At 30.5% G+C, this 23,699-nt stretch carries 22 protein-coding genes; 19 read left to right on the top strand and 3 right to left on the bottom strand.

Annotated features, from left to right (window positions below; translation table 11 throughout):
• The first annotated feature begins 150 nt into the window (after window positions 1–150).
• Genes tpx through ribB form a run of 6 tightly spaced genes read left to right on the top strand, consistent with a single transcriptional unit; the run spans window position 151 to window position 6,893 of the window.
• Window positions 151–648 (top strand): thiol peroxidase, encoded by a 498-nt coding sequence (gene tpx / locus CW731_RS02090; protein WP_100945168.1) that lies wholly within the window; start codon window positions 151–153, stop codon window positions 646–648.
• A 4-nt stretch (window positions 649–652) separates the two neighbouring features.
• The gene (locus CW731_RS02085) at window positions 653–1,033 is read left to right on the top strand and encodes a diacylglycerol kinase family protein (protein WP_100945167.1); all 381 of its coding nucleotides are present in this window, start codon (window positions 653–655) and stop codon (window positions 1,031–1,033) included.
• Between the two features lie 32 nt (window positions 1,034–1,065).
• Window positions 1,066–3,543, top strand: coding sequence for a DNA translocase FtsK (locus CW731_RS02080; RefSeq protein WP_100945166.1), 2,478 nt, complete (start codon window positions 1,066–1,068; stop codon window positions 3,541–3,543).
• Between the two features lie 34 nt (window positions 3,544–3,577).
• A complete protein-coding gene (locus CW731_RS02075) occupies window positions 3,578–4,234 on the top strand; it encodes an outer membrane lipoprotein carrier protein LolA (protein WP_100945165.1) in 657 nt (218 codons plus the stop codon).
• A 60-nt stretch (window positions 4,235–4,294) separates the two neighbouring features.
• Complete coding sequence (locus CW731_RS02070) at window positions 4,295–5,743, top strand: LptF/LptG family permease (RefSeq protein WP_100945164.1); 1,449 nt, start codon at window positions 4,295–4,297, stop codon at window positions 5,741–5,743.
• Between the two features lie 4 nt (window positions 5,744–5,747).
• Window positions 5,748–6,893 (top strand): 3,4-dihydroxy-2-butanone-4-phosphate synthase, encoded by a 1,146-nt coding sequence (gene ribB / locus CW731_RS02065; RefSeq protein WP_100945163.1) that lies wholly within the window; start codon window positions 5,748–5,750, stop codon window positions 6,891–6,893.
• Between the two features lie 213 nt (window positions 6,894–7,106).
• On the opposite strand, the gene pepE is transcribed toward ribB, so the two are convergent.
• Window positions 7,107–7,808 carry a dipeptidase PepE gene (gene pepE, locus CW731_RS02060; RefSeq protein WP_100945162.1) on the bottom strand — a complete coding sequence of 234 codons (702 nt, stop codon included), beginning with the start codon at window positions 7,806–7,808 and terminating at the stop codon, window positions 7,107–7,109.
• 99 nt (window positions 7,809–7,907) lie between these two features.
• Here pepE and CW731_RS02055 point away from each other — a divergent pair, with 99 nt between their 5' ends.
• The 6 genes from CW731_RS02055 (at window position 7,908) to CW731_RS02030 (ending at window position 15,571) form a co-directional block, all read left to right on the top strand.
• Window positions 7,908–8,693 (top strand): hypothetical protein, encoded by a 786-nt coding sequence (locus CW731_RS02055; protein WP_100945161.1) that lies wholly within the window; start codon window positions 7,908–7,910, stop codon window positions 8,691–8,693.
• A gap of 74 nt (window positions 8,694–8,767) precedes the next feature.
• Window positions 8,768–9,559, top strand: a complete 792-nt coding sequence (locus CW731_RS02050; protein WP_100945160.1) for a carboxypeptidase-like regulatory domain-containing protein — start codon at window positions 8,768–8,770, stop codon at window positions 9,557–9,559.
• Window positions 9,560–9,643: 84 nt separating this feature from the next.
• A complete protein-coding gene (locus CW731_RS02045; RefSeq protein ID WP_100945159.1) occupies window positions 9,644–10,447 on the top strand; it encodes a hypothetical protein in 804 nt (267 codons plus the stop codon).
• A gap of 29 nt (window positions 10,448–10,476) precedes the next feature.
• The gene (locus CW731_RS02040; RefSeq protein WP_100945158.1) at window positions 10,477–10,974 is read left to right on the top strand and encodes a DUF6702 family protein; all 498 of its coding nucleotides are present in this window, start codon (window positions 10,477–10,479) and stop codon (window positions 10,972–10,974) included.
• A 31-nt stretch (window positions 10,975–11,005) separates the two neighbouring features.
• Window positions 11,006–13,135 (top strand): M1 family metallopeptidase, encoded by a 2,130-nt coding sequence (locus tag CW731_RS02035; protein WP_100947595.1) that lies wholly within the window; start codon window positions 11,006–11,008, stop codon window positions 13,133–13,135.
• Between the two features lie 231 nt (window positions 13,136–13,366).
• Window positions 13,367–15,571, top strand: coding sequence for a M1 family metallopeptidase (locus CW731_RS02030; RefSeq protein WP_100945157.1), 2,205 nt, complete (start codon window positions 13,367–13,369; stop codon window positions 15,569–15,571).
• A gap of 183 nt (window positions 15,572–15,754) precedes the next feature.
• On the opposite strand, the gene CW731_RS02025 is transcribed toward CW731_RS02030, so the two are convergent.
• Together CW731_RS02025 and idi are read right to left on the bottom strand one after the other, a co-directional pair.
• Complete coding sequence (locus CW731_RS02025; RefSeq protein ID WP_100945156.1) at window positions 15,755–16,168, bottom strand: 6-carboxytetrahydropterin synthase; 414 nt, start codon at window positions 16,166–16,168, stop codon at window positions 15,755–15,757.
• Entirely contained in the window at window positions 16,161–16,679 is a 519-nt protein-coding gene (gene idi / locus CW731_RS02020) for an isopentenyl-diphosphate Delta-isomerase (RefSeq protein WP_100945155.1), read from the bottom strand. Before idi ends, CW731_RS02025 begins: the two co-directional genes overlap by 8 nt.
• A 120-nt stretch (window positions 16,680–16,799) precedes the next feature.
• Between idi and CW731_RS02015 the strand changes: the two genes are divergently transcribed.
• The 7 genes from CW731_RS02015 (at window position 16,800) to CW731_RS01985 (ending at window position 23,699) form a co-directional block, all read left to right on the top strand.
• Window positions 16,800–17,507 (top strand): peptidylprolyl isomerase, encoded by a 708-nt coding sequence (locus CW731_RS02015; RefSeq protein WP_100945154.1) that lies wholly within the window; start codon window positions 16,800–16,802, stop codon window positions 17,505–17,507.
• Between the two features lie 163 nt (window positions 17,508–17,670).
• Complete coding sequence (locus CW731_RS02010; protein ID WP_100945153.1) at window positions 17,671–19,263, top strand: peptide chain release factor 3; 1,593 nt, start codon at window positions 17,671–17,673, stop codon at window positions 19,261–19,263.
• Window positions 19,264–19,266: 3 nt separating this feature from the next.
• A complete protein-coding gene (locus CW731_RS02005) occupies window positions 19,267–20,829 on the top strand; it encodes a hypothetical protein (protein WP_100945152.1) in 1,563 nt (520 codons plus the stop codon).
• 108 nt (window positions 20,830–20,937) lie between these two features.
• On the top strand, window positions 20,938–21,870 hold the full coding sequence (locus tag CW731_RS02000; protein ID WP_100945151.1) for a peptidylprolyl isomerase: 933 nt from the start codon (window positions 20,938–20,940) through the stop codon (window positions 21,868–21,870).
• A 331-nt stretch (window positions 21,871–22,201) separates the two neighbouring features.
• On the top strand, window positions 22,202–22,534 hold the full coding sequence (locus CW731_RS01995) for a helix-turn-helix transcriptional regulator (RefSeq protein ID WP_100945150.1): 333 nt from the start codon (window positions 22,202–22,204) through the stop codon (window positions 22,532–22,534).
• A gap of 48 nt (window positions 22,535–22,582) precedes the next feature.
• Complete coding sequence (locus CW731_RS01990; RefSeq protein WP_100945149.1) at window positions 22,583–23,050, top strand: DUF6428 family protein; 468 nt, start codon at window positions 22,583–22,585, stop codon at window positions 23,048–23,050.
• A 16-nt stretch (window positions 23,051–23,066) separates the two neighbouring features.
• On the top strand, window positions 23,067–23,699 hold the full coding sequence (locus tag CW731_RS01985) for a low molecular weight phosphatase family protein (protein ID WP_100945148.1): 633 nt from the start codon (window positions 23,067–23,069) through the stop codon (window positions 23,697–23,699).

The following is a 23,699-nucleotide window of genomic DNA, read 5'->3' as shown; positions in this document are numbered from 1 at the left end:
ACTTACGAAATTATACAAGTCTTGGTTTTATTTTTATTCCAAAAAAAAATATTTCTAAAATGCAATAATTATTTATTAGGTTTAAGAGTTTATATCTTCTCAAATAATTTAATTATTCTTACTTTTGGCTTTTAAATAAAACTTAATAAAATGGCAAATATAACTTTAAAAGGAAACGCAATAAATACAATAGGAAATCTACCAAAAATTGGCTCTAAAGCTTCTAATTTCTCTCTAAAAACCGTAGAGTTAGGAGAAAAAAAATTGTCTGATTTTGCTGGTAAAAAAGTAGTTTTAAATATTTTTCCTTCTGTAGATACAGGTACTTGTGCAACCTCTGTAAGAGAATTTAATAAAAAAGCATCTGAATTAGAAAATACAGTTGTTTTATGTGTTTCTAAAGATCTACCTTTTGCACAAGCACGTTTTTGTGGAGCTGAAGGCATAGAGAATGTAATGATGTTATCTGATTTTGCTACTGGTAGTTTTGGAAAAGATTATGAATTAGAAATTACAAACGGACCACTAGCCCACTTACATTCTAGAGCTGTTATTGTTTTAGATGAAAACGGTAACGTAGTTTATACAGAACAAGTTTCTGATATTGTTGATGAACCTAATTATGAAGCTGCATTAAAAGCTATTTAGTTTCATGAAAAACCCAAATGATAGTTTTATTAGAGGAAGAATACGCAGTTTAAAATTTGCTTTTAGGGGTACCTGGTTGCTAATAACTACAGAAGACAGTATAAAGGTACAAGTCTGTGTTGCAATTATTGCAACAATTTTGGGCTTCTATTTTAATATTTCTAATGTAGAATGGATGCTTCAGTTTTTAGCAATAGGAATGGTTCTTGTCGCAGAATCTTTAAACACTGCTGTAGAAAAAGTGGCTGATTTTGTGCATCCAGATTTTCATGTGAAAATAGGTTTTATAAAAGATATTGCAGCGGGTGCACCAACATTTGCAGGAATCATCTCTTTAATTATTGCAGGGTTTATTTATATACCAAAAATTAGTTTATTATTTTAGCTTAACTTGCTTCAAAAACACGATATACATTAATGGCTAAAAGAAAACCTAGCACAAAAAAGACCACAGAAACATCTAAAAAAAAACCAACTATTTTTGCTTTTTTAAAAACAAAACAAGCACAAACAATTTTTGGCATTTTTCTAATGTTGTTCTCTCTTTTTTTATGCATCGCTTTCATTTCTTTCTTTTTTAATTGGCAAGAAGACCAAAGTACTCTTCATCAATTGACCAATAGAGCTGTAAAAAGCAATAACTTATTAGGAAAAATTGGAGCAAACTTAAGCCACTTTTTTATCTATAAAGGTTTTGGTATTGCAGCATTTACAATATCATTTCAACTATTTTTAACAGGATTAAATGTTTTATTTCAAAGTAAATTATCTAAAATAATAATTTCTTGGAACTGGGGTTTAGTTGCCATGGTTTTAATTTCTGTAACCTTAGGTTTTTTACATGAAGAATTCGCACTTTTATCTGGTATTGTTGGTTTTGAAATTAATGCATATCTTCAAGATTTTATAGGTAAAACAGGTTTAGCAATTATTTTAATATTTTTCTTTTTAGCCTACATCATTTTGCGTTACAAGGTTAATTTCGATCATTTTATAAATCAAGTAAAACAGAAAAGAATAGAAAGAGCCGAAAAACAGGCAGCTGATATTCTATTGAAGCCAGAAGAAAAAACAGAAGAAAAAGCAGTTTCTATAAAGACGGATTCAGAAAAAATATCTGAAACTATTTCTTTAACTTCGGATAAAAAAGAGAAATCAGAATTTGAAAAATCTGTTATCGATTTAAAACCTACTATTTCTAAGCATTCTGATGTTCCCACTAAGAAAGAAGCCCTTAAATTAACTGTAGAAGACAACACAGCACCTATTTCAGATACTGAAATTTTAAAAGAAGAAGAAGAACCTATTGTAGAGATTGATGTTGCTATTAGCAGAGAAGAAAAAAGTGTAGCCGAAAATTTGTCAGATAAATTGGTAAAAGATTTTGGTGAATTTGACCCAACTTTAGAATTGGCTAATTTTAAGTTTCCTACCTTTAATTTATTAAAACAATATAATGAAACAATTTCTATAGATCCTGAAGAATTAGAAGCTAATAAGGATAGAATTGTAGAGACTTTAAAAAACTACAAGATTGGTATTGCAGAAATTAAAGCAACTGTGGGCCCAACAATTACGTTGTATGAAATTGTACCAGAAGCAGGAATTAGAATTTCAAAAATTAAGAACTTAGAAGATGATATTGCATTGTCTTTATCTGCATTAGGAATAAGAATTATCGCACCAATTCCTGGAAAAGGAACTATTGGTATCGAAGTACCCAATAAAAAATCGACCATTGTATCTATGCATTCTGTTATTTCTTCAAAGAAATTTCAAGAATCTACTATGGAATTACCCATTGCTTTAGGAAAAACAATTTCTAACGAAACATTTGTAGTTGATCTTGCAAAAATGCCGCATTTATTAATGGCGGGTGCAACAGGACAAGGTAAATCTGTTGGTTTAAATGCCGTTTTAACGTCACTTTTGTATAAAAAACACCCTGCAGAAGTCAAGTTTATCTTAGTCGACCCAAAGAAGGTAGAGCTTACATTGTTCAATAAAATTGAACGTCATTATTTAGCAAAATTACCAGACGTAGAAGAAGCAATTATTACAGATACCACTAAGGTTGTACATACATTAAATTCTCTTTGTATTGAAATGGACAACCGTTATGATTTGCTAAAAGCAGCAATGGTTCGTAATATAAAAGAGTACAATACAAAGTTTAAGGCACGTAAATTAAATCCGAATGACGGCCATCAATTTTTACCATACATTGTTTTGGTTATTGATGAGTTTGCAGATTTAATTATGACTGCTGGTAAGGAGGTAGAAACACCAATTGCACGTTTAGCACAACTTGCCAGAGCAATTGGTATTCATTTAATTGTAGCAACCCAAAGACCTTCTGTAAATGTAATTACAGGTATTATTAAAGCAAATTTTCCTGCAAGAATTGCATTTAGAGTAACATCTAAAATAGACTCTAGAACCATTTTAGATGCTGGCGGCGCAGATCAATTAATTGGTAGAGGAGATTTATTATATACAGCAGGTAACAGTTTAAATAGAATACAGTGTGCTTTTGTAGATACGCCAGAAGTTGAGAAAATTACCGATTTTATTGGTTCTCAAAAAGCATACGCAGATGCTTATTTATTACCAGAATACGTAGATGATGAAAGTGGCACAAGTATTGATATAGATATTGCAGATAGAGACAAACTATTTAGAGATGCTTGTGAAATTATAGTAACAGCACAACAAGGTTCTGCCTCTCTTTTACAAAGAAAATTAAAATTAGGCTACAATAGAGCTGGTAGGTTAATCGACCAGTTAGAAGCTGCCGGTATTGTTGGTGGTTTTGAAGGTAGTAAAGCAAGACAGGTTTTAGTACCAGATTTTGTAGCCTTAGACGCATTATTAGAAAACGAAAAAAAAATATAACTTCTTTTAAGTAAGAGTTGATACGTATTAAATTATGAAAAAAACAGGAATCTTATTTTTAAGTCTTTTTATAACAACCATTACATTTTCACAAAATGATGTGAAAGCAAAATCTTTATTAGATGATGTTTCTACTAAAATGGGCGCTTACAAAAATATGTATATTGGTTTTAGCCAAACCTTAAGTAATGAAGATGCAGGCATAAAAGAAGGTGATGAACCACCAATTAGAGGAGAAATTAATTTAAAAGGAGAAAAATATAGCTTAAATTATTTAGGTAATCAGTTTATTTATGATGGTAAAAAACTATATGTAATTAACCATGATGAAAAGGAGATTTCTATTTCAGATAGCGATTTAAGTGGAGATGATGGTTTTATTTATCCTTCTAAATTATTAACCTTTTACAAAGAAGGCTACAACTTAGAAATGGGAGAATTAAAAAATATTAAGGGCAGAGACATTCAGTTTGTAACTCTAAATCCTATCGATAGTAATTCAGAAATTGTAAAAGTAGAATTAGGTATCGATGCAAAGACAAAGCACATCTATAAATTAATTCAAACAGGTGCAAATGCATCAAAAACTACGTTTACTATTACCAAATTTAAAAAGAATGAGGACTTATCTCAGAACTTTTTCTCTTTTAACAAAGCAAAATATCTAAATCAAAATTACACAATAGATTAATTCTTTCAATTAACAGAAAATTAGTAGCATATTTATATTTAAGAAACTACTTTTGCTACAATGAAAATTTTAGATAAATACATCTTAAAAACATTCTTAGTACCTTTTGCTGCTACATTCTTAATTGTTTTATTTGTCTTAGTAATGCAATTACTTTGGCAAACTTTCGAAAACATAGCTGGTAAAGGTATTAGTATAGGTTTTATTTTTAAATTTTTATACTATACATCGCTTAGTATTGTGCCGCAAGCACTACCAATTGCAGTATTACTCTCTTCTATTATGGCTTTAGGTAGTTTAGGAGAAAACTATGAGTTTGCTGCAGCAAAATCTGCAGGAATTTCATTGCAACGTTTAGTTAGACCACTTATCTTTCTTACACTTATTTTAAGCGGAATCAATTTTTTATTTTTGAATAACATTTTTCCGTATGCAATACTAAAGCAACAAAATTTATACTATAATATTAAAAAGAAAAAGCCAGCTTTAGCATTGGTTCCTGGTAGTTTTAATAGCGATTTACCTAATTATCAAATTAAATTTGATGAGAAATATGGGAAGGAAAAAAACTTACTAAAGAATGTTTTAATCTACGATTTAAGTTCTAGAAAAGGAAATCAGAAAGTAATTACTGCAGAAAGAGGCAAAATAATTTCTGAAGAAGGTAGTAGATATATGACTTTTATCTTATATGATGGTTATTATTACGAAGACCACACAAAATCTTCAAAATCTAACGCTAAGAAACAAAAAATGCCTGCCTCACAAGCAACATTTAAAGAATATGAATTTAATATAGATATTTCTGATTTAGTTGGTGATGGTGCTTTAGACGAAGAACGTTTTAAGAACAGTTATAAGATGCTTAAGCTAGAGCAACTTAATGACACCATTCCTGTTCTGAAGACTTCTTATAACGATTTGTTACTATCTAGAGCTAATAGTATTTCATCGATATCTAAATCAAACCAATTATATAAATATTCAGATTCTTTAAAAACAAAAAATATAGATACAATTAGTACCCTTGATAACTTTGACCTAAAAAATAAAATTAGTATTTTAAATGGATCAAAAACAAAGATGAATAGTGCACTTACAAACGTAAAAAATAATATAGATAATATTAAAAGGAAAAGAAAAACATTAAACTATTTCGATTCTGAATATTATGGTAGAATCGCCTTGTCTTTCTCTTGCTTAATCCTATTTTTTATTGGTGCTCCTCTAGGGTCTATTATTAGAAAAGGTGGTTTTGGCCTACCAATGATCTTAGCAATAGGTATTTACGTTATTTACTTCTTTGGAAACACCATGGGAAAAAACTTAGCAGAAGAAAGCTCAATTTCTTCTTTATTAGGATCTTGGATTTCTGCAATGGTTATGATTCCTTTCGGAATTTTCTTAACAAGAAGAGCTACTAAAGACAAAGGATTATTTAATATTGATACAATTCTAAACCCAATTAAAAATTTATTTCTAAAATTTAAGTCTAAAAAAGACATATAAAAGTATGACCTCTTTATCAAACGAAAAAAATACACAGCTTAACAATATTGCAGAAGCAATTGAAGATGTTAGAAACGGAAAAGTTATTATTGTTGTTGACGATGAAAACAGAGAAAATGAAGGCGATTTTTTAGCTGCTGCTGAAAAAGCAACTCCAGAAATGATTAATTTTATGGCAACTCACGGTCGTGGATTAATTTGTGCACCATTAACAGAAAAACGTTGCAAAGAGCTAGAATTAGGAATGATGGTTGAAAACAACACAGATCCTATGGAAACTGGTTTTACCGTTTCAGTAGATTTACGTGGAAAAGGTGTAACAACAGGTATTTCTGCTGCCGATAGAGCGCTTACCATGCAAGCTTTAGTAGATAAAGAAACAAAACCTTTCGATTTAGCAAGACCTGGACATATTTTTCCTTTAAGAGCTAAAGAAGGTGGTGTTTTAAGAAGAACTGGGCATACAGAAGCTGCCATAGATTTTGCTCGTTTGGCTGGTTTAGAACCTGCAGGAGTTATTGTAGAAATAATGAATGAAGATGGTACAATGGCACGTTTACCAGAACTTTTAAAAGTTGCCAAAAAATTTGATATTAAGATCGTTTCTATTGAAGATTTAGTTGCTTATAGAATGGAGCATGACTCTTTAATTGAAAAGAAAGAAGATTTTGATATTACGACTCGTTTTGGCGAATTTCGAATGCGAGCGTATGAACAAACTACCAATAATCAAATTCATATTGCGTTAACCAAAGGTTCTTGGTCTAAAGAAGAAGGCGTTTTAACACGCGTAAATTCTACTTCTGTAAATAATGACATCTTAGGAACTTTAACAAATAACGCAGATAAGAAATTAGACCAAATGTTTCAGGTGATTAATGATGAAGGAAAAGGAGCCATCCTTTTTGTAAATCAGCAAAATCAATCTCAAAATTTATTGTCTAGATTAAATATTTTAAAAGAAAATCAACTAAACGGAGAAATAAAGGCACCCGAAATTAAGTTAGATAATAGAGATTTTGGTATTGGAGCTCAAATTTTACACGACTTAAACATTAGTAAATTAAAATTAATTACAAACTCTAAACAGACAAAAAGAGTTGGTATGATTGGTTATGGTTTAGAAATTGTAGACTATGTAACTTATTAAGTATAATTTATATTGGTCTATTAGTAGCGCTCTTTTTCTTTGTTCTGTTTTTTAACGGAACAAAGAAAAGAAGCTCTAGACAACATACTCTAATTACTTTAAACGCAAGTTTTAAAATTTCTGAAAATACATTTCTAAGATTTTATAAAATTAGACTTTTTTGAATAAATAAATCTCGAGACCTTTTTCTTCCTTCTCTAGAAAAGTAATAAACTAAACGCACACCACTACTCCACTTTCTAACTCAACGGGTTTTTCATTTTGTTGAAACAATCTTGCAGAATGTTTTCCTTGAAGTGTAATTTTTTCACCTTCAACAGAAAGCCAACTTCCTTCTCGTAAACCTAAAACGGCCGTTTCATTAAAAACATGAAACTCTTTTATTCTAGTTTCTCTAGTTTCTCCCATATGCTTAGAATCTGCTATTGGGTCTAAATAATGTGCATTTATATTAAAAGGAATACACCCTAAAGTTTTAAAACTTGGCGGATACACAATTGGCATGTCATTCGTATTCCTCATATTTACGCCACAAATATTACTTCCTGCACTTGTACCTAAATAAGGTGTTCCACTCTCCAATGCTTTTTTTAAAACACCTAAAACGTCCTTTTTATATAATTGATTAACCAACTCAAACGTATTACCGCCGCCAGTAAAAATTGCTTCCGCATTTGAAAGAGCTTCTTTTGTGTTTTCAAACTCATGAATTCCTTTTACATCTATCTTAATTTTAGAAAATGCTTTTTTAACAATGGTTGTATAATCGTCATAAGAAATTCCACCTGGTCTTGCATACGGAATAAAAGTAAGCGTTTTTACTGCCTTAAAATGCAATTGTAAAGTTGGTAATAAATAATCTAAATAACCAGTTCCATAAACGGTAGAAGTACTTGCTATAATTAATTTTTTCATAACTCAAAAATAGTGAAATTGTTTTATAATTTTCACTTTAACAAAAATTTACATATCTGTTAATACATTTTTAAGAGTCTCTTTATATTTCTTTGTAACATGAGATATTTAATACTCTTAATATTACTTTTCTTCTTTTTCAAACCAATACAATCTCAAGACAAGAGAAAATTAATAAATGGTGAAGTAAGGTTAGATAGCATACCTATTCATGATGTGCATATTGTGAATTTAAAATCGAATATAGGAACCGTAACAAATGATACTGGCTCATTTAATTTACCTGTAAGATTAGGCGACAGTATCTCTATTTCTCATATAAATCTTAAAAATTTAATAGTTACTATAACAAAAAAGAACATGAGTTCTTTAAAGTTAACTATTAATTTAACAGAACAAGTAACAGCATTACAAGAATTTACACTAGAAAAACCAAGAAGTATATTTGAACAAGACAAAGATATTATGATCTACAAAGGACCAACTATAAATGCGCAAACGTTAAACCTTCCTTATGCAAATACGAAACCTAAAATAGATAACACTACTTTTAAAATTCGTTCTGGCGCAGTTGTAAATTTAGATAATTTATTAAATGCATTTAATGGAAACAATAAAAGAGCTAAAGTTCTTAAAAAAATAACTTTGGAAGATGAGCGCCTTTTAAATATAAGAAAATATTTTACAGATGATTTTTTTATTACTGATTTACAAATTAAACAAGAGCTTATAAATTCATTTTTAAATTTCTGTCTAAAGCAAAACATTATTTACCTTTTTAACAAAAAAGATCATTTAAGACTTACCCAAATATTACTAAAAGAAAGTAAGTCTTTTCAGCAGAAAGAAAATTTTGAAGTAAAATTAGCCTTAAAAAAGAACTGATTTAACAACAATTTACAATTCTATTAATAGAGTTTTAAGTGATGGTTCTATTTTCTTTGTAAAAAATTAACCATATGAAAAAAACACTACTTTTTATTATTTTTATAATTTCTGTTTCATCATATTCTCAAAAAAACAAAAGTTTTTTCTTCGGAAAAATTATCGATTCTACTTTAGCAGTAAAGGATGCACATGTTATTAATTTAAAGACAAGACAAGGTACTTTTTCTAACGAGTATGGTATTTTTAGAATTTCAGCAAAAGAAAACGATAGTTTACAAATAACTTCTATAGGTTATAAAACAACTCTTATACAGGTAAAAGCGTTCCATTTAAGAGAAAAAAAGAATCTCATTTTTCTAAAAAGAGAAACCTATAATTTAGATGAAATTGTACTAAAAAGAACAGATTTAACGGGTTCTCTATCTTTAGATGTAAAAAAAACACCAAAAAATTACAAAGCAGATGCCGTAGAAAAATTATTGCATGAAATTAAAAGCATGGATATATACGCTATCTCTAATATGCCAATGGGCGCAAATGAAATTCATTTAGCCAAACCTAAAGCTATTAAACTTACTGGTACTTTTCAAGGTGTTGGTATTTCATCTGGTGGAAAAACTGCTATAAGTAAAGAAAAATATCTGTTAGACAAATTAGAAGAAGAACAACAAGTTTCAATTAAAATTTTCAAATTACTAGGCGAAGATTTCTTTTTAAAGGAATTAAAGATCCCGAAAGAAAAATACAATCACTTTTTTACGTATTGTTCTTACAAAGGTGTTGTTGAACTTTATAAAAAAAACAAAATCTTAAAGTTGATAAAAGTATTAAAAGAAGAAAGTATTGGCTATTTAAAATTATAAAAATCTTTTAACAGAAGTTTACCAAAAAATTATATGTCTTTAAAAAATCTAATTCCGAAATTTGTAGCTACCCAACTTAACTGCATGATCAAAAAAATACTTCTAGTGTTCCTTTTTAGTTTTGTTGTGTTTTCTACTTTTTCCCAACAAAGAAAAACCTTAATAAATGGTAAAGTTACAGACTCTTTAAGCACGGTTAAAAATGCGAATATCATTAACGTAAAAACGAATCAAGGTACTTTTTCTTCAGACAACGGTGTTTTTAGAATTTTTGTAACAGAAGGAGATTCCTTAAGAATATCTTCAATACAGCACATTACCAAATTTGTAATCATCAATAAAAACAACATTCATAATAAATCTATAAACGTAAAATTAGCTTATAATACAGTTGTTTTAGATACTTTCGAATTAAAAAAACACAACTTATCTGGTAGTTTGGGTATCGATTCTAAAAGTGTACCTAACAACAAAAAAGATTCTTTATTAAGAAACCTTATGGATTTTTCTGAAATAGAATTTGGTAAATTAAGATTTTCTATTGACGAGATAGACAGAAGTAAACCACCTATAGTTAACACAGTGCCTAATTCATTTTCTGGCGCAGGGGCCGGTGGAACAATTCCTTTTAAAGATTCTGAACGTTTGTGGGCTTTAAGAAAAAAATTGGCTAGAAAAAAAGCTTTTCCTTATAAAATAATGTCTGAGCTAGGTGAAAAATTCTTTTTTGATGAACTGAAAATCCCTATGGATAAGTACTTTCATTTCTTAGAATACTGCAATCCTTTAGGAATTGAAACACTTCATAAAGACAAAAAGGTTTTAGATATTATTAAAATTTTTCAAACAGAAAGTAAAACGTACCTACAAATTATAAAAAATGAGTAATTTGGCTCAGTAATTGTTTTCAAATTTATATGAAATTTAAAAAATCCTTTTTATTACTTTTAGTAATTCCGTTGCTCTCCTTCTCTGCACATAAATATTATTTAAGCTTAACACAGATAAAATTTAAAGAAGAATCTAAATCTGTACAAATTATTATTAATGTCTTTATGGATGATATTGAGACTGCTTTAAATAAAGACTATAAGATCGATTTGCAACTCACAACAAAAAAAGAACTTCAAAATAATGATGTTTATTTTGAAAAATACTTAAAAACTAAACTTCAATTTAAAATTGATAATGTTGCTAAAGAGTTTACATATATTGGAAAAGAATATGACGGAGATTTGGTCTATTTTTACTTAGAAATTGAAAATATACCTACCATTTCTACGATAGAAATTACCAATAAAATATTAATGAAACATTTTCCAGAACAACAAAACTTAATAAAATCTAAAGTAGGTAAGAAAAATAAAAGTGTTTTACTTTCTAAAGATGATTATAATAAAATATTAACCTATTAAAATGAATACTAATCAATACAAATTTCAAATTATGAGAAAAATAGGGCTACTAATCCTTTCAATTGTGTTTCTAACCAGTGCTACTTTTGGGCAAGATTCTAAAGCAAAAGAAGGGCACACCAATCAAAATAAATTTAAGCAACTAAAAGAGCTTTTACCAACACCTAATTTGCAAAGAACTGCTTCTGGTGCACCAGGTTTAAAATATACGCAGCAAAAGGTAGACTATAATATAGACATTGTTTTAGACGACGATAATACAAGAATTTACGGGAATGAAACCATAACATATCATAATAATTCAGATGATACTTTACAGTATTTATGGGTTCAATTAGATCAAAATATGAGAGCTGCAGATTCTAAATCTCCAGACATTCAATCTAGTACAATTCCTAACAAAACCTCTAAAACAAGATTTAATAAATCTTATGTAGATACTCCTTTTGATGGTGGTTTTAAAATAGAAAGTGTAACAAATACAGATGATAGCAATTTATCTTATATCATAAACCAAACAATGATGCGTATTGATTTAGCACAACCTTTGGCTTCTGGTGAGCAGTTTCAATTCAAAATAAAATGGTGGTACAATATTAACAATCACAGAACACAAGGTGGTAGATCTGGTTATGAGCACTTTCCTAAAGATGGAAATAACAACTATGTTATTGCTCAATTTTACCCAAGATTATGTGTGTATGATAATGTAGAAGGTTGGCAAAATGACCAATTCTGGGGACGAAGTGAATTCGCTTTAGAATTTGGAGATTTTACGGTAAATATTACAACACCAGAAGATCATATGTTAGGGGCAACAGGTATTTTACAAAACCCTAAAGATGTTTTTTCTAATAAAGAATTAAAAAGAATAGAAGAAGCTAGAAAAACTTTTGACAACCCTGTAATTATTAGAACTCAGGAAGAAGCAGAAAAAATAGAAAAAAGTAAATCTAAAAAGACTAAAACTTGGAAGTTTTATGCTGAAAATGTGAGAGATTATGCATTTGCTAGTTCAAGAAAATTTATTTTCGATGCAATGGCAGTAGACATCAATGGAAAAACGGTGATGGCAGAATCTTTATATTCTAAAGAAGCGAATCCTTTATATGGTGACCACTCTACAAGAGCAGTTGCACAAACGTTAAAAACATATTCTAGATATACATTTGATTACCCGTATCACAAAGCAATTTCTGTAGACGGACAAATGGGAATGGAATATCCGCAGATTTGTTTCAATCCAGGAAGACCAGATGCTGATGGTACGTATTCAGACAGAACAAAATATAGAATGATTGGTGTAACAGTGCATGAAGTTGGTCATAACTTTTTTCCTATGATTGTAAACTCTGATGAAAGACAATGGACTTGGATGGATGAAGGTTTAAACTCTTATGTACAAATGTTAGCTATGATGGATTATGAAGAGGGATATCCTTTAGGTAGAGGATTACCTAAAAACATTGTACGTTATATGGCTGGAGATCAATCTAAGATTTCTCCAATTATGTCGAAAGGAGATAATGTACATAGCTTTGGTAACAATGCGTACGGAAAACCTGCAACTGCTTTATGGATTTTGAGAGAAACAATTATGGGTAAAGAATTATTTGACCATGCTTTTAGAACCTATTCTCAAAGATGGATGTTTAAACACCCTACTCCTGCAGATTTTTTTAGAACAATGGAAGATGCTTCTGGTGTAGATTTAGATTGGTTTTGGAGAGGTTGGTTTTACACAACTGATGTTACAGATATTGGTATCGAAAATGTAAAAAAGTTTTATGCGACAGATGACAATAAAGAAACCATCAATTTTATTGAAGATAAAAGCGCTGGTTTAAAAATAACGAAACCTAAAAAAGCGAATTCTAACTATTTCTATGAAATTACATTTAATAAACCAGGTGGTTTGGTTATGCCAATTATTGTAGAATACACTTATGATGATGGTACCACAGAGAAAAAGACATATCCTGCTCAAATTTGGAGATATAATGACAAACAAGTTACAAAAGCGATTCATTCAGACAAGCAAATAACTAAAATTATGATAGATCCAGATTTAGAAACTGCAGATGTAGATGTATCTAATAACAGTTTTCCTAGAGAGAAAAAAGATAAATTTAGCAAGTTTAAAACAAAGATGAAAAATTAAGAAAATGAAGCATATCTGTTCGAGCGCAATCGAGAACTCAGAAATACCCTGATAACAGATAAACCTTCCGGCATATTTTATTTTTTAGTTTCAATAATTTTAAAAAGCGGTGTGAATTCATTTTCACATCGCTTTTTTTTATAAAGATTTGTTAAAATTTTAACAATATTTAACGGAGTTGCTCTTATATGCTTACTTTAGACGGCATATTTTAATTCAAATCAAACAAAAATGAAAAAACTTTCTTTACTAGTATTTTCACTTTTCTTTATCAGTTTTGCAACCATAGCGCAAGAAGGAACGAAAGAAAAGAAGAAAACACAACAAGGGCACACAGATCAAAACAAATTCCGACAATTGAAAGATGTTTTGGCAACTCCAAATGACCAACATGCAGCCTCGGGTGCTCCTGGTCACCAATACACACAACAAAAAGTAGATTATGTGATGGACATTCGTTTAGACGAAAGTGCTAACAAAATTTATGGTGATGAAGAAATTACGTATCACAACAATTCTAAAGATCATTTAGAATACTTATGGGTACAGTTAGATCAAAATATGAGAGCGGATGATTCAAAAACTCCGTTAGCAAAATCTAATAGTGCTGCTGCATTTGTTACGCCAGATAATTTTAAAAGTTCTTATATGAACGAAAAAAAAGGTTTTGGTTATGACATTACAAAAGTAGAAAGTAATGGTAAACCATTATCGCACACAATTAATAGAACCATGATGCGTATTAATTTACCTGAAGCATTGGCTCCTGGTAAAACTTTTGAATTTAGAATTCAGTGGAACTATTTAATCAATGATATTAATAAAGATGGTGGTCGTTCTGGATTAGAAAATTTCAAAGACGGAAACAACAACTATACAATTGCACAATTCTTTCCAAGATTAGCTGTGTATAATAATGTTGAAGGATGGCAAAACATGCAGTTTTGGGGGCGTTCTGAATTTGCATTAGAATTTGGAGATTATGAAGTAAACTTAACGGTACCTTCAGATCATATTGTAGAAGCTACTGGTTCTTTACAGAATGAAAAAGACGTTTTAACAAAAACACAACGCAAGCGTTTCGAAAAAGCTAGAAAAACGTTTGACAACCCTGTAATTATTGTGACGCAGGAGGAAGCTGAAAAAGCTGAAAAAGGACGTGCAACAGGAACAAAAACTTGGAAATTTAAAGCAAACAGAGTCCGTGATTTTGCATTTGCAAGTTCAAGAAAATATATTTGGGATGCAATGGCAGTAAATATAAACGGTAAAACGGTTATGGCTACTTCTTTATATCCTAAAGAAGGAAACCCGTTATGGGAAGAGCATTCTACAAGAGCCGTTGCAACAACGCTTATCGAATATTCTAAATTAACATTTGATTATCCATATTCTAAGGCTGTCTCTGTGCATTCAGAAAGACAAGGAATGGAGTACCCAATGATTTGTTTCAACTTTGGAAGACCAAATGAAGATGGAACATATTCTGATAGAACTAAAAAAGGAATGATTGGTGTAATTGTACACGAAGTTGGACACAACTTTTTTCCTATGATTGTAAATTCTGATGAAAGACAATGGACTTGGATGGATGAAGGTTTAAACTCATTTGTTGAAATTTTAGCTGAAGATGTGTATGATGCAGAATTATTTGCTTCAAACCCAGCAAAAGAAATTACAAGATATATGGGCGGAGATCAATCTAACATCTCTCCTATTATGTCTCAAGGAGATTATGTAAAGCAATTTGGACCTAACGCATATTCTAAACCAGCTGCTGGTTTATATATGTTAAGAAAAACAATTATGGGACCAGAATTATTTGACCACGCTTTTAGAACCTATTCTAAACGTTGGATGTTTAAACACCCAACACCAGAAGATTTCTTTAGAACCATGGAAGATGCTTCTGGAATGGATTTAGATTGGTTCTGGAGAGGTTGGTTTTATACAACTGATGTAACTGATATTGGTATTAAAGAAGTGAAGTCTTTATATTTAACTGATAAACCAGGTGAAAGAGTCGTAAAATTAAAAGAACAATACAAACAATATTTTGACAACTTAGGTGAATTAGTTTATATTACTGATAAGAAAGAAGACGCAAATGCTAATGCAATGAATAAATATGCTGAAGGAAAAGAAATACCTTCATTTATTTATGCTGTAGAATTTGAAAAACCGGGAGGTTTGGTTATGCCAATTATTGTGGAGTTGACGTATGCTGACGGAACAACAAAAAGAGAAACGTACCCTGCTCAAATTTGGATGAGTAATGATACAACTGCTAAAAGAGTATTTGCGTCATCTAAAGAAATTAAGAGTATTGTAGTAGATCCAGATTTTGAAACTGCAGATGTAGATACTTCTAATAACAGCTGGCCTAAGAAAGAAGGTAGTAAGTTTGAAGAATTTAAAAACAAAAAAAAGAACTAAAACCTTTTCTTTTTAAATCATAAAAAAAGCCTCGTTTACGAATTGTAAACGAGGCTTTTAATTTATGTGCTAGTTTTAAATATTCTCTTCTAAAAGTTTCCTGAATTTATATTTTATTAAAGCAGAGAGAACAGTGTTCTATATAAACTAATTAGATATTAGATACTATAACTAAGCAAGGTTTTACTCACCTGAGTAACTCACAAAATTTCTAGGAGTTTCATACAACGTAACTTCCAAATCTAAGTTTTCTGGCAATAATTTTCTTAGTTTATTATAGGTAACTACAGAAATATTTTCTGCTGTCGGATTCAAATCTTTAAATTCTGGAACTTCTAAATTGAGGTTCTTATGATCGAAACAATCTTCAATTTCTGTTTTTATATGATTTCGTAAAATACCCAAATCATATACGTATCCCGTTTCTTCATCAATTTCTCCTGTTAAAGAAACGATCAGTTCATAGTTATGACCGTGAAAATTAGGGTTGCTACATTTGCTAAAAACTTCAAAGTTTTTTTCATCGCTCCACTCTTTTCTATACAATCTATGTGCAGCATTAAAATGTGCTTTTCTATGAACAGTAACTTTAGGCATATGTTAGTTTTTCGTAAGATTTATCAAAAATTATTTTAAACCACTCTGTATAACTTTCAGGGTTTTCTTCAATGTCTTTCTTTACATCTTCTAAAGTCATCCATTTATAAGCTTCAGCTTCCTTTCTATTCAATTCGGGTGCGTCTTCATATCTACCAACCATAACATGGTCAAATTCATGCTCTGTCAAACCATTGTCAAAAGGTGCTTTGTAAATAAAAGAAAAAACTTCTTTTATTTCAGTTACAAATCCCATTTCTTCTTGCAATCTTCTTCTCCCCGCTTCCACATTACTTTCTCCTTCTCTTTGATGAGAACAACAAGTATTAGTCCATAATAAAGGTGAATGATATTTAGAAGCAGCTCTTTGTTGCAGCATTAACTCCCCTTTTTCGTTAAAAATAAAAACTGAAAAAGCTCTGTGCAATAATGCTTTTTCATGTGCTTCAATTTTCTCCATCAAACCAATTGGCTGATCATTTACGTCTACTAAAATAACTAGTTCTTCCATTATTACAAAAATAAGAAATGAAGTAGCAATAAATCATAAAAATCAATTAAAAACAATCAAATTTTTCTATTCTTTTATTTTGATGATTTATCTTTGAAGCATAAAATCTGCTTTTTATTTATGAAAATTTTAATAAAACTTGCTTTAATTCTATTCATTCTCTCTTTTTATCAATGTAAAGAAGGAACATCTGCAAAGGAAGAAACAAAAGGAACTTCAATAAAAAAGACAAAAAATACATTAAAAAAAAACTTAGAAAAAACAGTTTTAAAACCTTGGGATAGTTTAAATAAAGATAACGTCTCCTCATTTTTTACTGAATATGGAAAACAGAATAAGGAAACTAAAGTGATTATTAAAACAAAATTTGGAGCCATTAAACTGCGTTTATATGATGATGTTCCTATTCATAGAGCTAATTTTATTTTCTTAACCAAACTAAAATATTTTAATACTACAGTTATTTATAGAGTTGCCAAAAACTTTGTTATTCAAGGAGGAAATTCTGATGAGACTTACACCAGAAAACAACGAAGATTGTATGGTAATTATTTATTAGAACCAGAGTTTAGAAGCCATAGAAAGCATAAATATGGTGCTTTAGCAGCAGCGAGACAATGGGAGAAAAATCCTAATAAATTATCGAATCCGTTTGAGTTTTACATGGTTCATAGTAGAAGCGGCGCGTATCATTTAGACAACCAACACACCGTCTTTGGTGAAGTAATATCTGGTTTTGACACGATGGACAAAATATCTAAAGTAAAAGTTGGTGTAGACGAATGGCCCGTAGATGATATAAAAATGACTATTGAAATTCTAGAATAGTCATCATTTTTCATAAAAATAGGTTCCTAATAAGTGTTGTAAAATCATCCCTAGAAAACTATAAACATAAAGTCTAAAAATTTTGACTGATTTGATACGTAAATCCCTATATATATTCATAAATTATAGAATAAAACCTATCTTTGCACCTCAATTTTTGTAGATGAACTTTTTAAAGGAAATTAAACGTAGAAGAACTTTCGGAATTATCTCGCACCCGGATGCTGGTAAAACAACACTAACAGAAAAGTTATTGCTTTTTGGGGGTGCAATTCAAGAAGCTGGTGCGGTAAAAAACAATAAAATAAAGAAAGGGGCAACTTCCGATTTTATGGAAATTGAACGTCAGCGTGGAATTTCTGTAGCCACTTCTGTTTTAGCCTTTATTTATAAAGATAAAAAAATTAACATTCTAGATACTCCTGGTCACAAAGATTTTGCAGAAGATACCTTTAGAACTTTAACCGCTGTAGATAGTGTTATTGTTGTAATTGATGTTGCAAAAGGTGTAGAACCACAAACTGAAAAGTTGGTAGAAGTTTGTAGAATGAGAAGCATACCAATGCTAGTTTTCATTAATAAATTAGATAGAGAAGGAAAAGATGCGTTTGATTTATTAGACGAAGTTGAACAAAAATTAGGATTGAGAGTAACTCCGATGAGTTTTCCTATTGGAATGGGATATGATTTCAAAGGAATTTATAATATATGGGAAAAAAAATTAAACCTTTTTTCTGGTGATAATAAAACAACAATTTCAGACGGAATTGAGTTTTACGATTTATCAAACCCAGAACTAGACAAGATTGTTGGAGAAAAAGCTGCGAAAACTTTACGTGAAGAAATAGAATTGATCGACGAAGTATATCCTCCTTTTAATCAACAAGAATATTTAGAAGGAAATCTTCAACCCGTATTTTTTGGTTCTGCTTTAAATAATTTTGGAGTAAAAGAATTATTAGAAGCGTTTATAGAAATTGCACCTTCACCACAACCGAAAAAAGCAGAAGAGCGTTTAGTAGACTCTAAAGAAGAAAAACTAACCGGTTTTGTATTTAAGATTCATGCAAACATGGATCCTAAACACAGAGATAGGTTGGCTTTTATAAAAATAGTTTCAGGAACTTTTAAAAGAAATTCGCCTTATTTACACGTTAGAACAGGTAAAAAAGTAAAATTTTCTAGTCCGAATGCATTTTTTGCAGAAAAGAAAGAAATTGTAGACGAATCTTTTCCTGGAGATATTGTTGGTATTCATGATACCGGAAACTTTAAGATTGGAGATACCTTAACAGAAGGAGAAATACTTAATTTTAAAGGAATTCCTAGTTTCTCACCAGAACACTTCCGTTATGTTAATAACGCAGATCCAATGAAGTCTAAACAATTATACAAAGGTTTAGACCAATTAATGGACGAAGGAGTTGCTCAATTATTTACTATAGAAATGAATGGAAGACGTGTTGTTGGTACTGTTGGTGCTTTACAATACGAAGTAATTCAATATCGATTAGAACATGAATATGGTGCAAAATGTACGTATGAAAATCTAAATGTTCATAAAGCATGTTGGGTAGAACCTGAGAACCCTAAAAGTGACGAATTTAAAGAGTTTAAACGTGTAAAACAACGTTATCTAGCAAAAGACAAACAAGGGCAATTGGTGTTTTTAGCAGATTCTGAATTTACAATTCAAATGACCCAAAATAAATATCCATCAGTAAAATTACATTTTACGAGTGAGTTTAAAAAATAAACTATGAAAAAATCACTTTTAATTTTAGCAACCCTTTTAAGTTTGCAGACTTTTTCTCAATCTTATGATTTATCAGATTTTAAGGGCAAAGAAATGCACAATAGTATCCGATTAAATTATATTTTAGTAAATCAACCTACTGAACAAGTTAGTTATGGCTTAGACCCAACCATGGGGTTTGTTGGTTTAAATTATAATATTCCTTTAAATGACTGGTTGTATACAGGTGTAGGTTTTCATACAGCGATTACAGGAGATCAAGGTGGTTTATTTACGTTAGGTGTAAATTTAGGTGTAAATAAACAAATTTATAAGAATTTATATTTTGATGCTAACGTTCACTTTGGTGGTGGTGGCGGCTATAGAAGTTTAGTTAACGGTGGCGGAATTATATACCCGAACGTTGGTTTACAATATAAAAGTAAAGGTTATTCTTTTGGTGTACAATATGGTTATGTAAACTTTTTTACGGGAATTCAAAAAGATGATAATGTTTCGTTTTTTATTGAAATTCCTACTTCAGTAAGAACAACTTCATATGCAAATGCTCAAAAAACCTTTGCTGTTAACGATGTCTCTAAAGATGAATTCTGGAAGGAACCAGCTGTAAAAAGTGTACAACAAGTAACTTTTGACTACTTTTTTCCTATTGGAGACTCTAGAACAGACGCTAGTACTACGCCTAAATACAAACCTATAAACCATACTTTATCTGTTTTAGGGTTCGAGTACCAACGCTATTTAACAGACAATACGTTTATTTATGCACATGTAGATGCTATGTATAGTGGTTTAACTGCTGGTTTTATGAACTTATTTTTTGGAGTTGGTAAAAATGTAATTGAAACGAAACACGTAAATTTCTTTGGGAAATTTGGTGTTGGTGCTGCTGGAGGTAGAATTTACCCAGAAGGCGGTTTAACAATATACCCAAGTATCGGGGCAGATTTAAAACTTACAGAAAAATTTGGTTTGAGTGCTCATGGTGGTTACCACAGATCTATTGGTGGTACTTTTGAAGCCTATACTGCTGGTTTTAGTTTGAAGTATTATGGTTTAAGTGGCGGAATTTCGCATCCTTTTACTGGTGAAAAATCAACTAAAATTAAAACGCAAGGAATTCAAATAAGTGTTCAAAATCAAACGTATTTTGATGTTGCTAAATTCGGAATTCCTGCAAGTGATTTGCAATTAATTGCTTTGAAAGTAAATTACGACTTAAACCATAGGTTATATTTAGCAGGGGAAGCTTCCTTTGCTTATGAAGGAGAATCGGGTGGTTATGCGCATGGTATTTTTGGTTTGGGTGTGAAATCGAATAAATTTGTAAACGACAAATTTTCTTTATTTGCTGAACTTGCTGCAGGTGTTGCAGGTGGCGGACGTGTAGATTCTGGTGAAGGTGTTTTAATAAGACCAACTGCAGGAATTAATTATCATGTAAGTGATGATTTTTCTTTCAATATTTCTGGCGGACAGATGTGGTCTCCTTTCGGTGATGTAAACTCAGCAAATATTAATATTGGCCTTTCTTATGGAATTTCCATATTAAATTCAAAAAAATAAATAATTTCTTATTTTAGAAATTATGATAATCAATGTCAGTTCGAGCGCAGTCGAGAACTAATAAATAAGACCTCTCGACTGCGCTCGAGGAAGACAAAATTAAATATTATGAATAACGGTATATACGCCAAATTCACTACTTCAAAAGGTGAAATTTTAGTACAATTAGAACACGAAAAAACTCCTGGAACTGTTGGTAATTTTGTTGCCTTAACAGAAGGAAATTTAGAAAATTCAGTAAAAGAACAAGGAACACCTTACTATGATGGATTAAAATTTCATAGAGTGATTCCAGATTTTATGGTACAAGGTGGTTGTCCACAAGGAACAGGTACAGGAAACCCAGGTTATAAGTTTGATGATGAATTTCATTCAGATTTAAAACATGATGCTCCAGGAAAATTAGCAATGGCTAATTCTGGTCCTGCAACAAACGGTAGTCAGTTTTATATTACTCATGTTCCAACACCATGGTTAGACGGTAAACATACTGTTTTTGGATCTGTAATTGAAGGACAAGATGTTGTAGATGCAATTGCACAAGGAGACGAATTAACTTCTGTAGAAATTGTTAGAGTTGGTGCAGATGCAGAAACTTTTAATGCAGTAGAAGCTTTTAGAACCTTTGAAGGTTCAAGAGAAAAACGTGAAGCAAATGAAATTGCAAAACAAAAAGAATTGTTAGATTCTGTTGCGAATGGTTATGATGAAACTGCAAGTGGTTTACGTTACCAAATCTTACAAAAAGGAACAGGAAAACAAGCAACAAAAGGTGCTGGAGTTTCTGTACATTATAAAGGTCAATTATTAGACGGTACTGTTTTCGATTCTTCTTATAAAAGAAAAGAACCAATCGATTTTAATGTTGGCGTTGGTCAGGTTATTGCTGGTTGGGATGAAGGAATTCAATTATTACAAGTGGGTGACAAAGCTCGTTTTGTAATCCCTTCTAATTTAGCATACGGTTCTGCTGGTGCTGGAGGAGTAATTCCACCAGATGCAACACTTATTTTTGATGTTGAGTTAATGGGTGTAAAATAAAATTATTTACCTATTAAAATATTTTTAAACCCCAAAGCTTTATCAGCTTTGGGGTTTTTTACTAATTAGAATAGGTGTTTTCTTATCATATTTCTCCTAAAAAAATAAATTTAGGAATACTAACATAATTAATTCAAACGATGTAATATTTGTATTATGGTTTCCCATAAGCCCAAAAACTTGTAATAAAAGCACAATATTTATTTTCTACCAGCAAAAAATATCAACACTATAAAATAAAATAGCTATTTTTTGAGAACATTATAAAAAAATTTTGAACACACAAATAATAATCGTAATATTGCAATGAATAAATAAATAAATAAATAAAATGGGATTAGCTAAAACTGAAATGTTTACCGACCAACAAAATAAAATTGCTCTTTTTGCAAAAGTTTTCGGACATCCTGCGAGAGTTTCTATTTTACAACATTTATTTAAAATTGATTCTTGCATTTGTGGAGATTTAGTCAACGAAATTGGATTGGCTCAACCTACGATTTCACAGCATTTAAAAGAACTAAAACATTTAGGATTAATCAAAGGGAACGTAGAGGGAACAAGTGTTTGCTACTGTATTCATAAAGAAAATTGGACAGCAATGAAAACCGTTATGTCAGATTTTCTTAATCAAGATCTAACTCAAAAACAAGATTGCTGTTAAAAAAATTTAAATCCATTCATCGTATAATCGCAATAAACAAATTAAAAAATGAAACTATCAGAAGTAAAATTAGCAATACAAAAATTAGAAACCATAGGTTTTCAATTACCAAACGGAACACTAGTACCTAATCATTTTCACGTTACAGAAATTGGTAAAATAACAAAGCATTTTATTGATTGTGGTGGAACCGTAAGAAAAGAAGAAGTAGTAAACTTTCAACTTTGGAATGCAAACGACTATAACCACAGATTGCACCCAGAAAAACTATTAAGTATTATAGAACTTTCTGAAAAGATTTTAAAAATAGAAAATTTAGAAATTGAAGTAGAATATCAAACGGAAACCATTGGAAAATTTGGACTTGAATTTGATGGAAAAAATTTCTTATTGACCAATAAACTAACGGATTGTTTGGCTCCAGATAAATGTGGTATTCCTGTAGAAAAGACAAAAACTCAAATTTCTCAAATCCAAGCAGGAAATTCTTGCGAACCAGGAAGCGGTTGCTGCTAAAAAAAAACTTATAGAAATGATGAAATCAGATTCAACCCTATTTTCAGAAATAAAAAAATTAATTGAGCAATTAACTCCTCAAACTATTTCAGATGAACGTAAAACAGTTTTACAACCGCTAACAGATTTTATTCAATCAAAAGTTAAAAATCATCAAGAAATTAGGATCAACTTTATTTGCACGCACAATTCACGAAGAAGTCATTTGACCCAAGTTTGGGCACAAACAATGGCTAACTACTTTAATGTTAAAAACGTTTTTTGTTATTCAGGCGGAACAGAAAGTACCTCACTTTTTCCAATGGTTGCTGAAACTTTACAAAATTCAGGTTTTAAAATTAAAACTATTTCTGAAGGTAGTAATCCCATATACAGTATTAAATATGCGGATAATGGGCACCCAATAATCGGATTTTCAAAAACGTTGGATGATGATTTTAATCCAAAATCTGAATTTGCTGCGATTATGACTTGTTCACAAGCTGATGGAGGTTGTCCGTTTATTGCTGGTGCAGAAAAACGCATTCCAATAACTTTTGAAGACCCAAAAATATTTGATAATACACCTCAACAAGCTGAAAAGTATAAAGAAAGAAGTCTACAAATTGTAACAGAATTATTTTACGTTTTTTCTCAAATAAACTCATAA

Origin of the sequence: Polaribacter sp. ALD11, from assembly GCF_002831685.1 — a bacterium.
Taxonomy (GTDB): domain Bacteria; phylum Bacteroidota; class Bacteroidia; order Flavobacteriales; family Flavobacteriaceae; genus Polaribacter.
This window is presented reverse-complemented; position numbering and strand designations above follow the sequence as displayed.

Bases quoted from the DNA above. Each gene is read 5' to 3' on its own strand.
- tpx (WP_100945168.1), top strand. From the start codon at position 151: ATGGCAAATATAACTTTAAAAGGAAACGCAATAAATACAATAGGAAAT.
- CW731_RS02085 (WP_100945167.1), top strand. From the start codon at position 653: ATGAAAAACCCAAATGATAGTTTTATTAGAGGAAGAATACGCAGTTTA.
- CW731_RS02080 (WP_100945166.1), top strand. From the start codon at position 1,066: ATGGCTAAAAGAAAACCTAGCACAAAAAAGACCACAGAAACATCTAAA.
- CW731_RS02075 (WP_100945165.1), top strand. From the start codon at position 3,578: ATGAAAAAAACAGGAATCTTATTTTTAAGTCTTTTTATAACAACCATT.
- CW731_RS02070 (WP_100945164.1), top strand. From the start codon at position 4,295: ATGAAAATTTTAGATAAATACATCTTAAAAACATTCTTAGTACCTTTT.
- ribB (WP_100945163.1), top strand. From the start codon at position 5,748: ATGACCTCTTTATCAAACGAAAAAAATACACAGCTTAACAATATTGCA.
- pepE (WP_100945162.1), bottom strand. From the start codon at position 7,808: ATGAAAAAATTAATTATAGCAAGTACTTCTACCGTTTATGGAACTGGT.
- CW731_RS02055 (WP_100945161.1), top strand. From the start codon at position 7,908: ATGAGATATTTAATACTCTTAATATTACTTTTCTTCTTTTTCAAACCA.
- CW731_RS02050 (WP_100945160.1), top strand. From the start codon at position 8,768: ATGAAAAAAACACTACTTTTTATTATTTTTATAATTTCTGTTTCATCA.
- CW731_RS02045 (WP_100945159.1), top strand. From the start codon at position 9,644: ATGATCAAAAAAATACTTCTAGTGTTCCTTTTTAGTTTTGTTGTGTTT.
- CW731_RS02040 (WP_100945158.1), top strand. From the start codon at position 10,477: ATGAAATTTAAAAAATCCTTTTTATTACTTTTAGTAATTCCGTTGCTC.
- CW731_RS02035 (WP_100947595.1), top strand. From the start codon at position 11,006: ATGAGAAAAATAGGGCTACTAATCCTTTCAATTGTGTTTCTAACCAGT.
- CW731_RS02030 (WP_100945157.1), top strand. From the start codon at position 13,367: ATGAAAAAACTTTCTTTACTAGTATTTTCACTTTTCTTTATCAGTTTT.
- CW731_RS02025 (WP_100945156.1), bottom strand. From the start codon at position 16,168: ATGCCTAAAGTTACTGTTCATAGAAAAGCACATTTTAATGCTGCACAT.
- idi (WP_100945155.1), bottom strand. From the start codon at position 16,679: ATGGAAGAACTAGTTATTTTAGTAGACGTAAATGATCAGCCAATTGGT.
- CW731_RS02015 (WP_100945154.1), top strand. From the start codon at position 16,800: ATGAAAATTTTAATAAAACTTGCTTTAATTCTATTCATTCTCTCTTTT.
- CW731_RS02010 (WP_100945153.1), top strand. From the start codon at position 17,671: ATGAACTTTTTAAAGGAAATTAAACGTAGAAGAACTTTCGGAATTATC.
- CW731_RS02005 (WP_100945152.1), top strand. From the start codon at position 19,267: ATGAAAAAATCACTTTTAATTTTAGCAACCCTTTTAAGTTTGCAGACT.
- CW731_RS02000 (WP_100945151.1), top strand. From the start codon at position 20,938: ATGAATAACGGTATATACGCCAAATTCACTACTTCAAAAGGTGAAATT.
- CW731_RS01995 (WP_100945150.1), top strand. From the start codon at position 22,202: ATGGGATTAGCTAAAACTGAAATGTTTACCGACCAACAAAATAAAATT.
- CW731_RS01990 (WP_100945149.1), top strand. From the start codon at position 22,583: ATGAAACTATCAGAAGTAAAATTAGCAATACAAAAATTAGAAACCATA.
- CW731_RS01985 (WP_100945148.1), top strand. From the start codon at position 23,067: ATGATGAAATCAGATTCAACCCTATTTTCAGAAATAAAAAAATTAATT.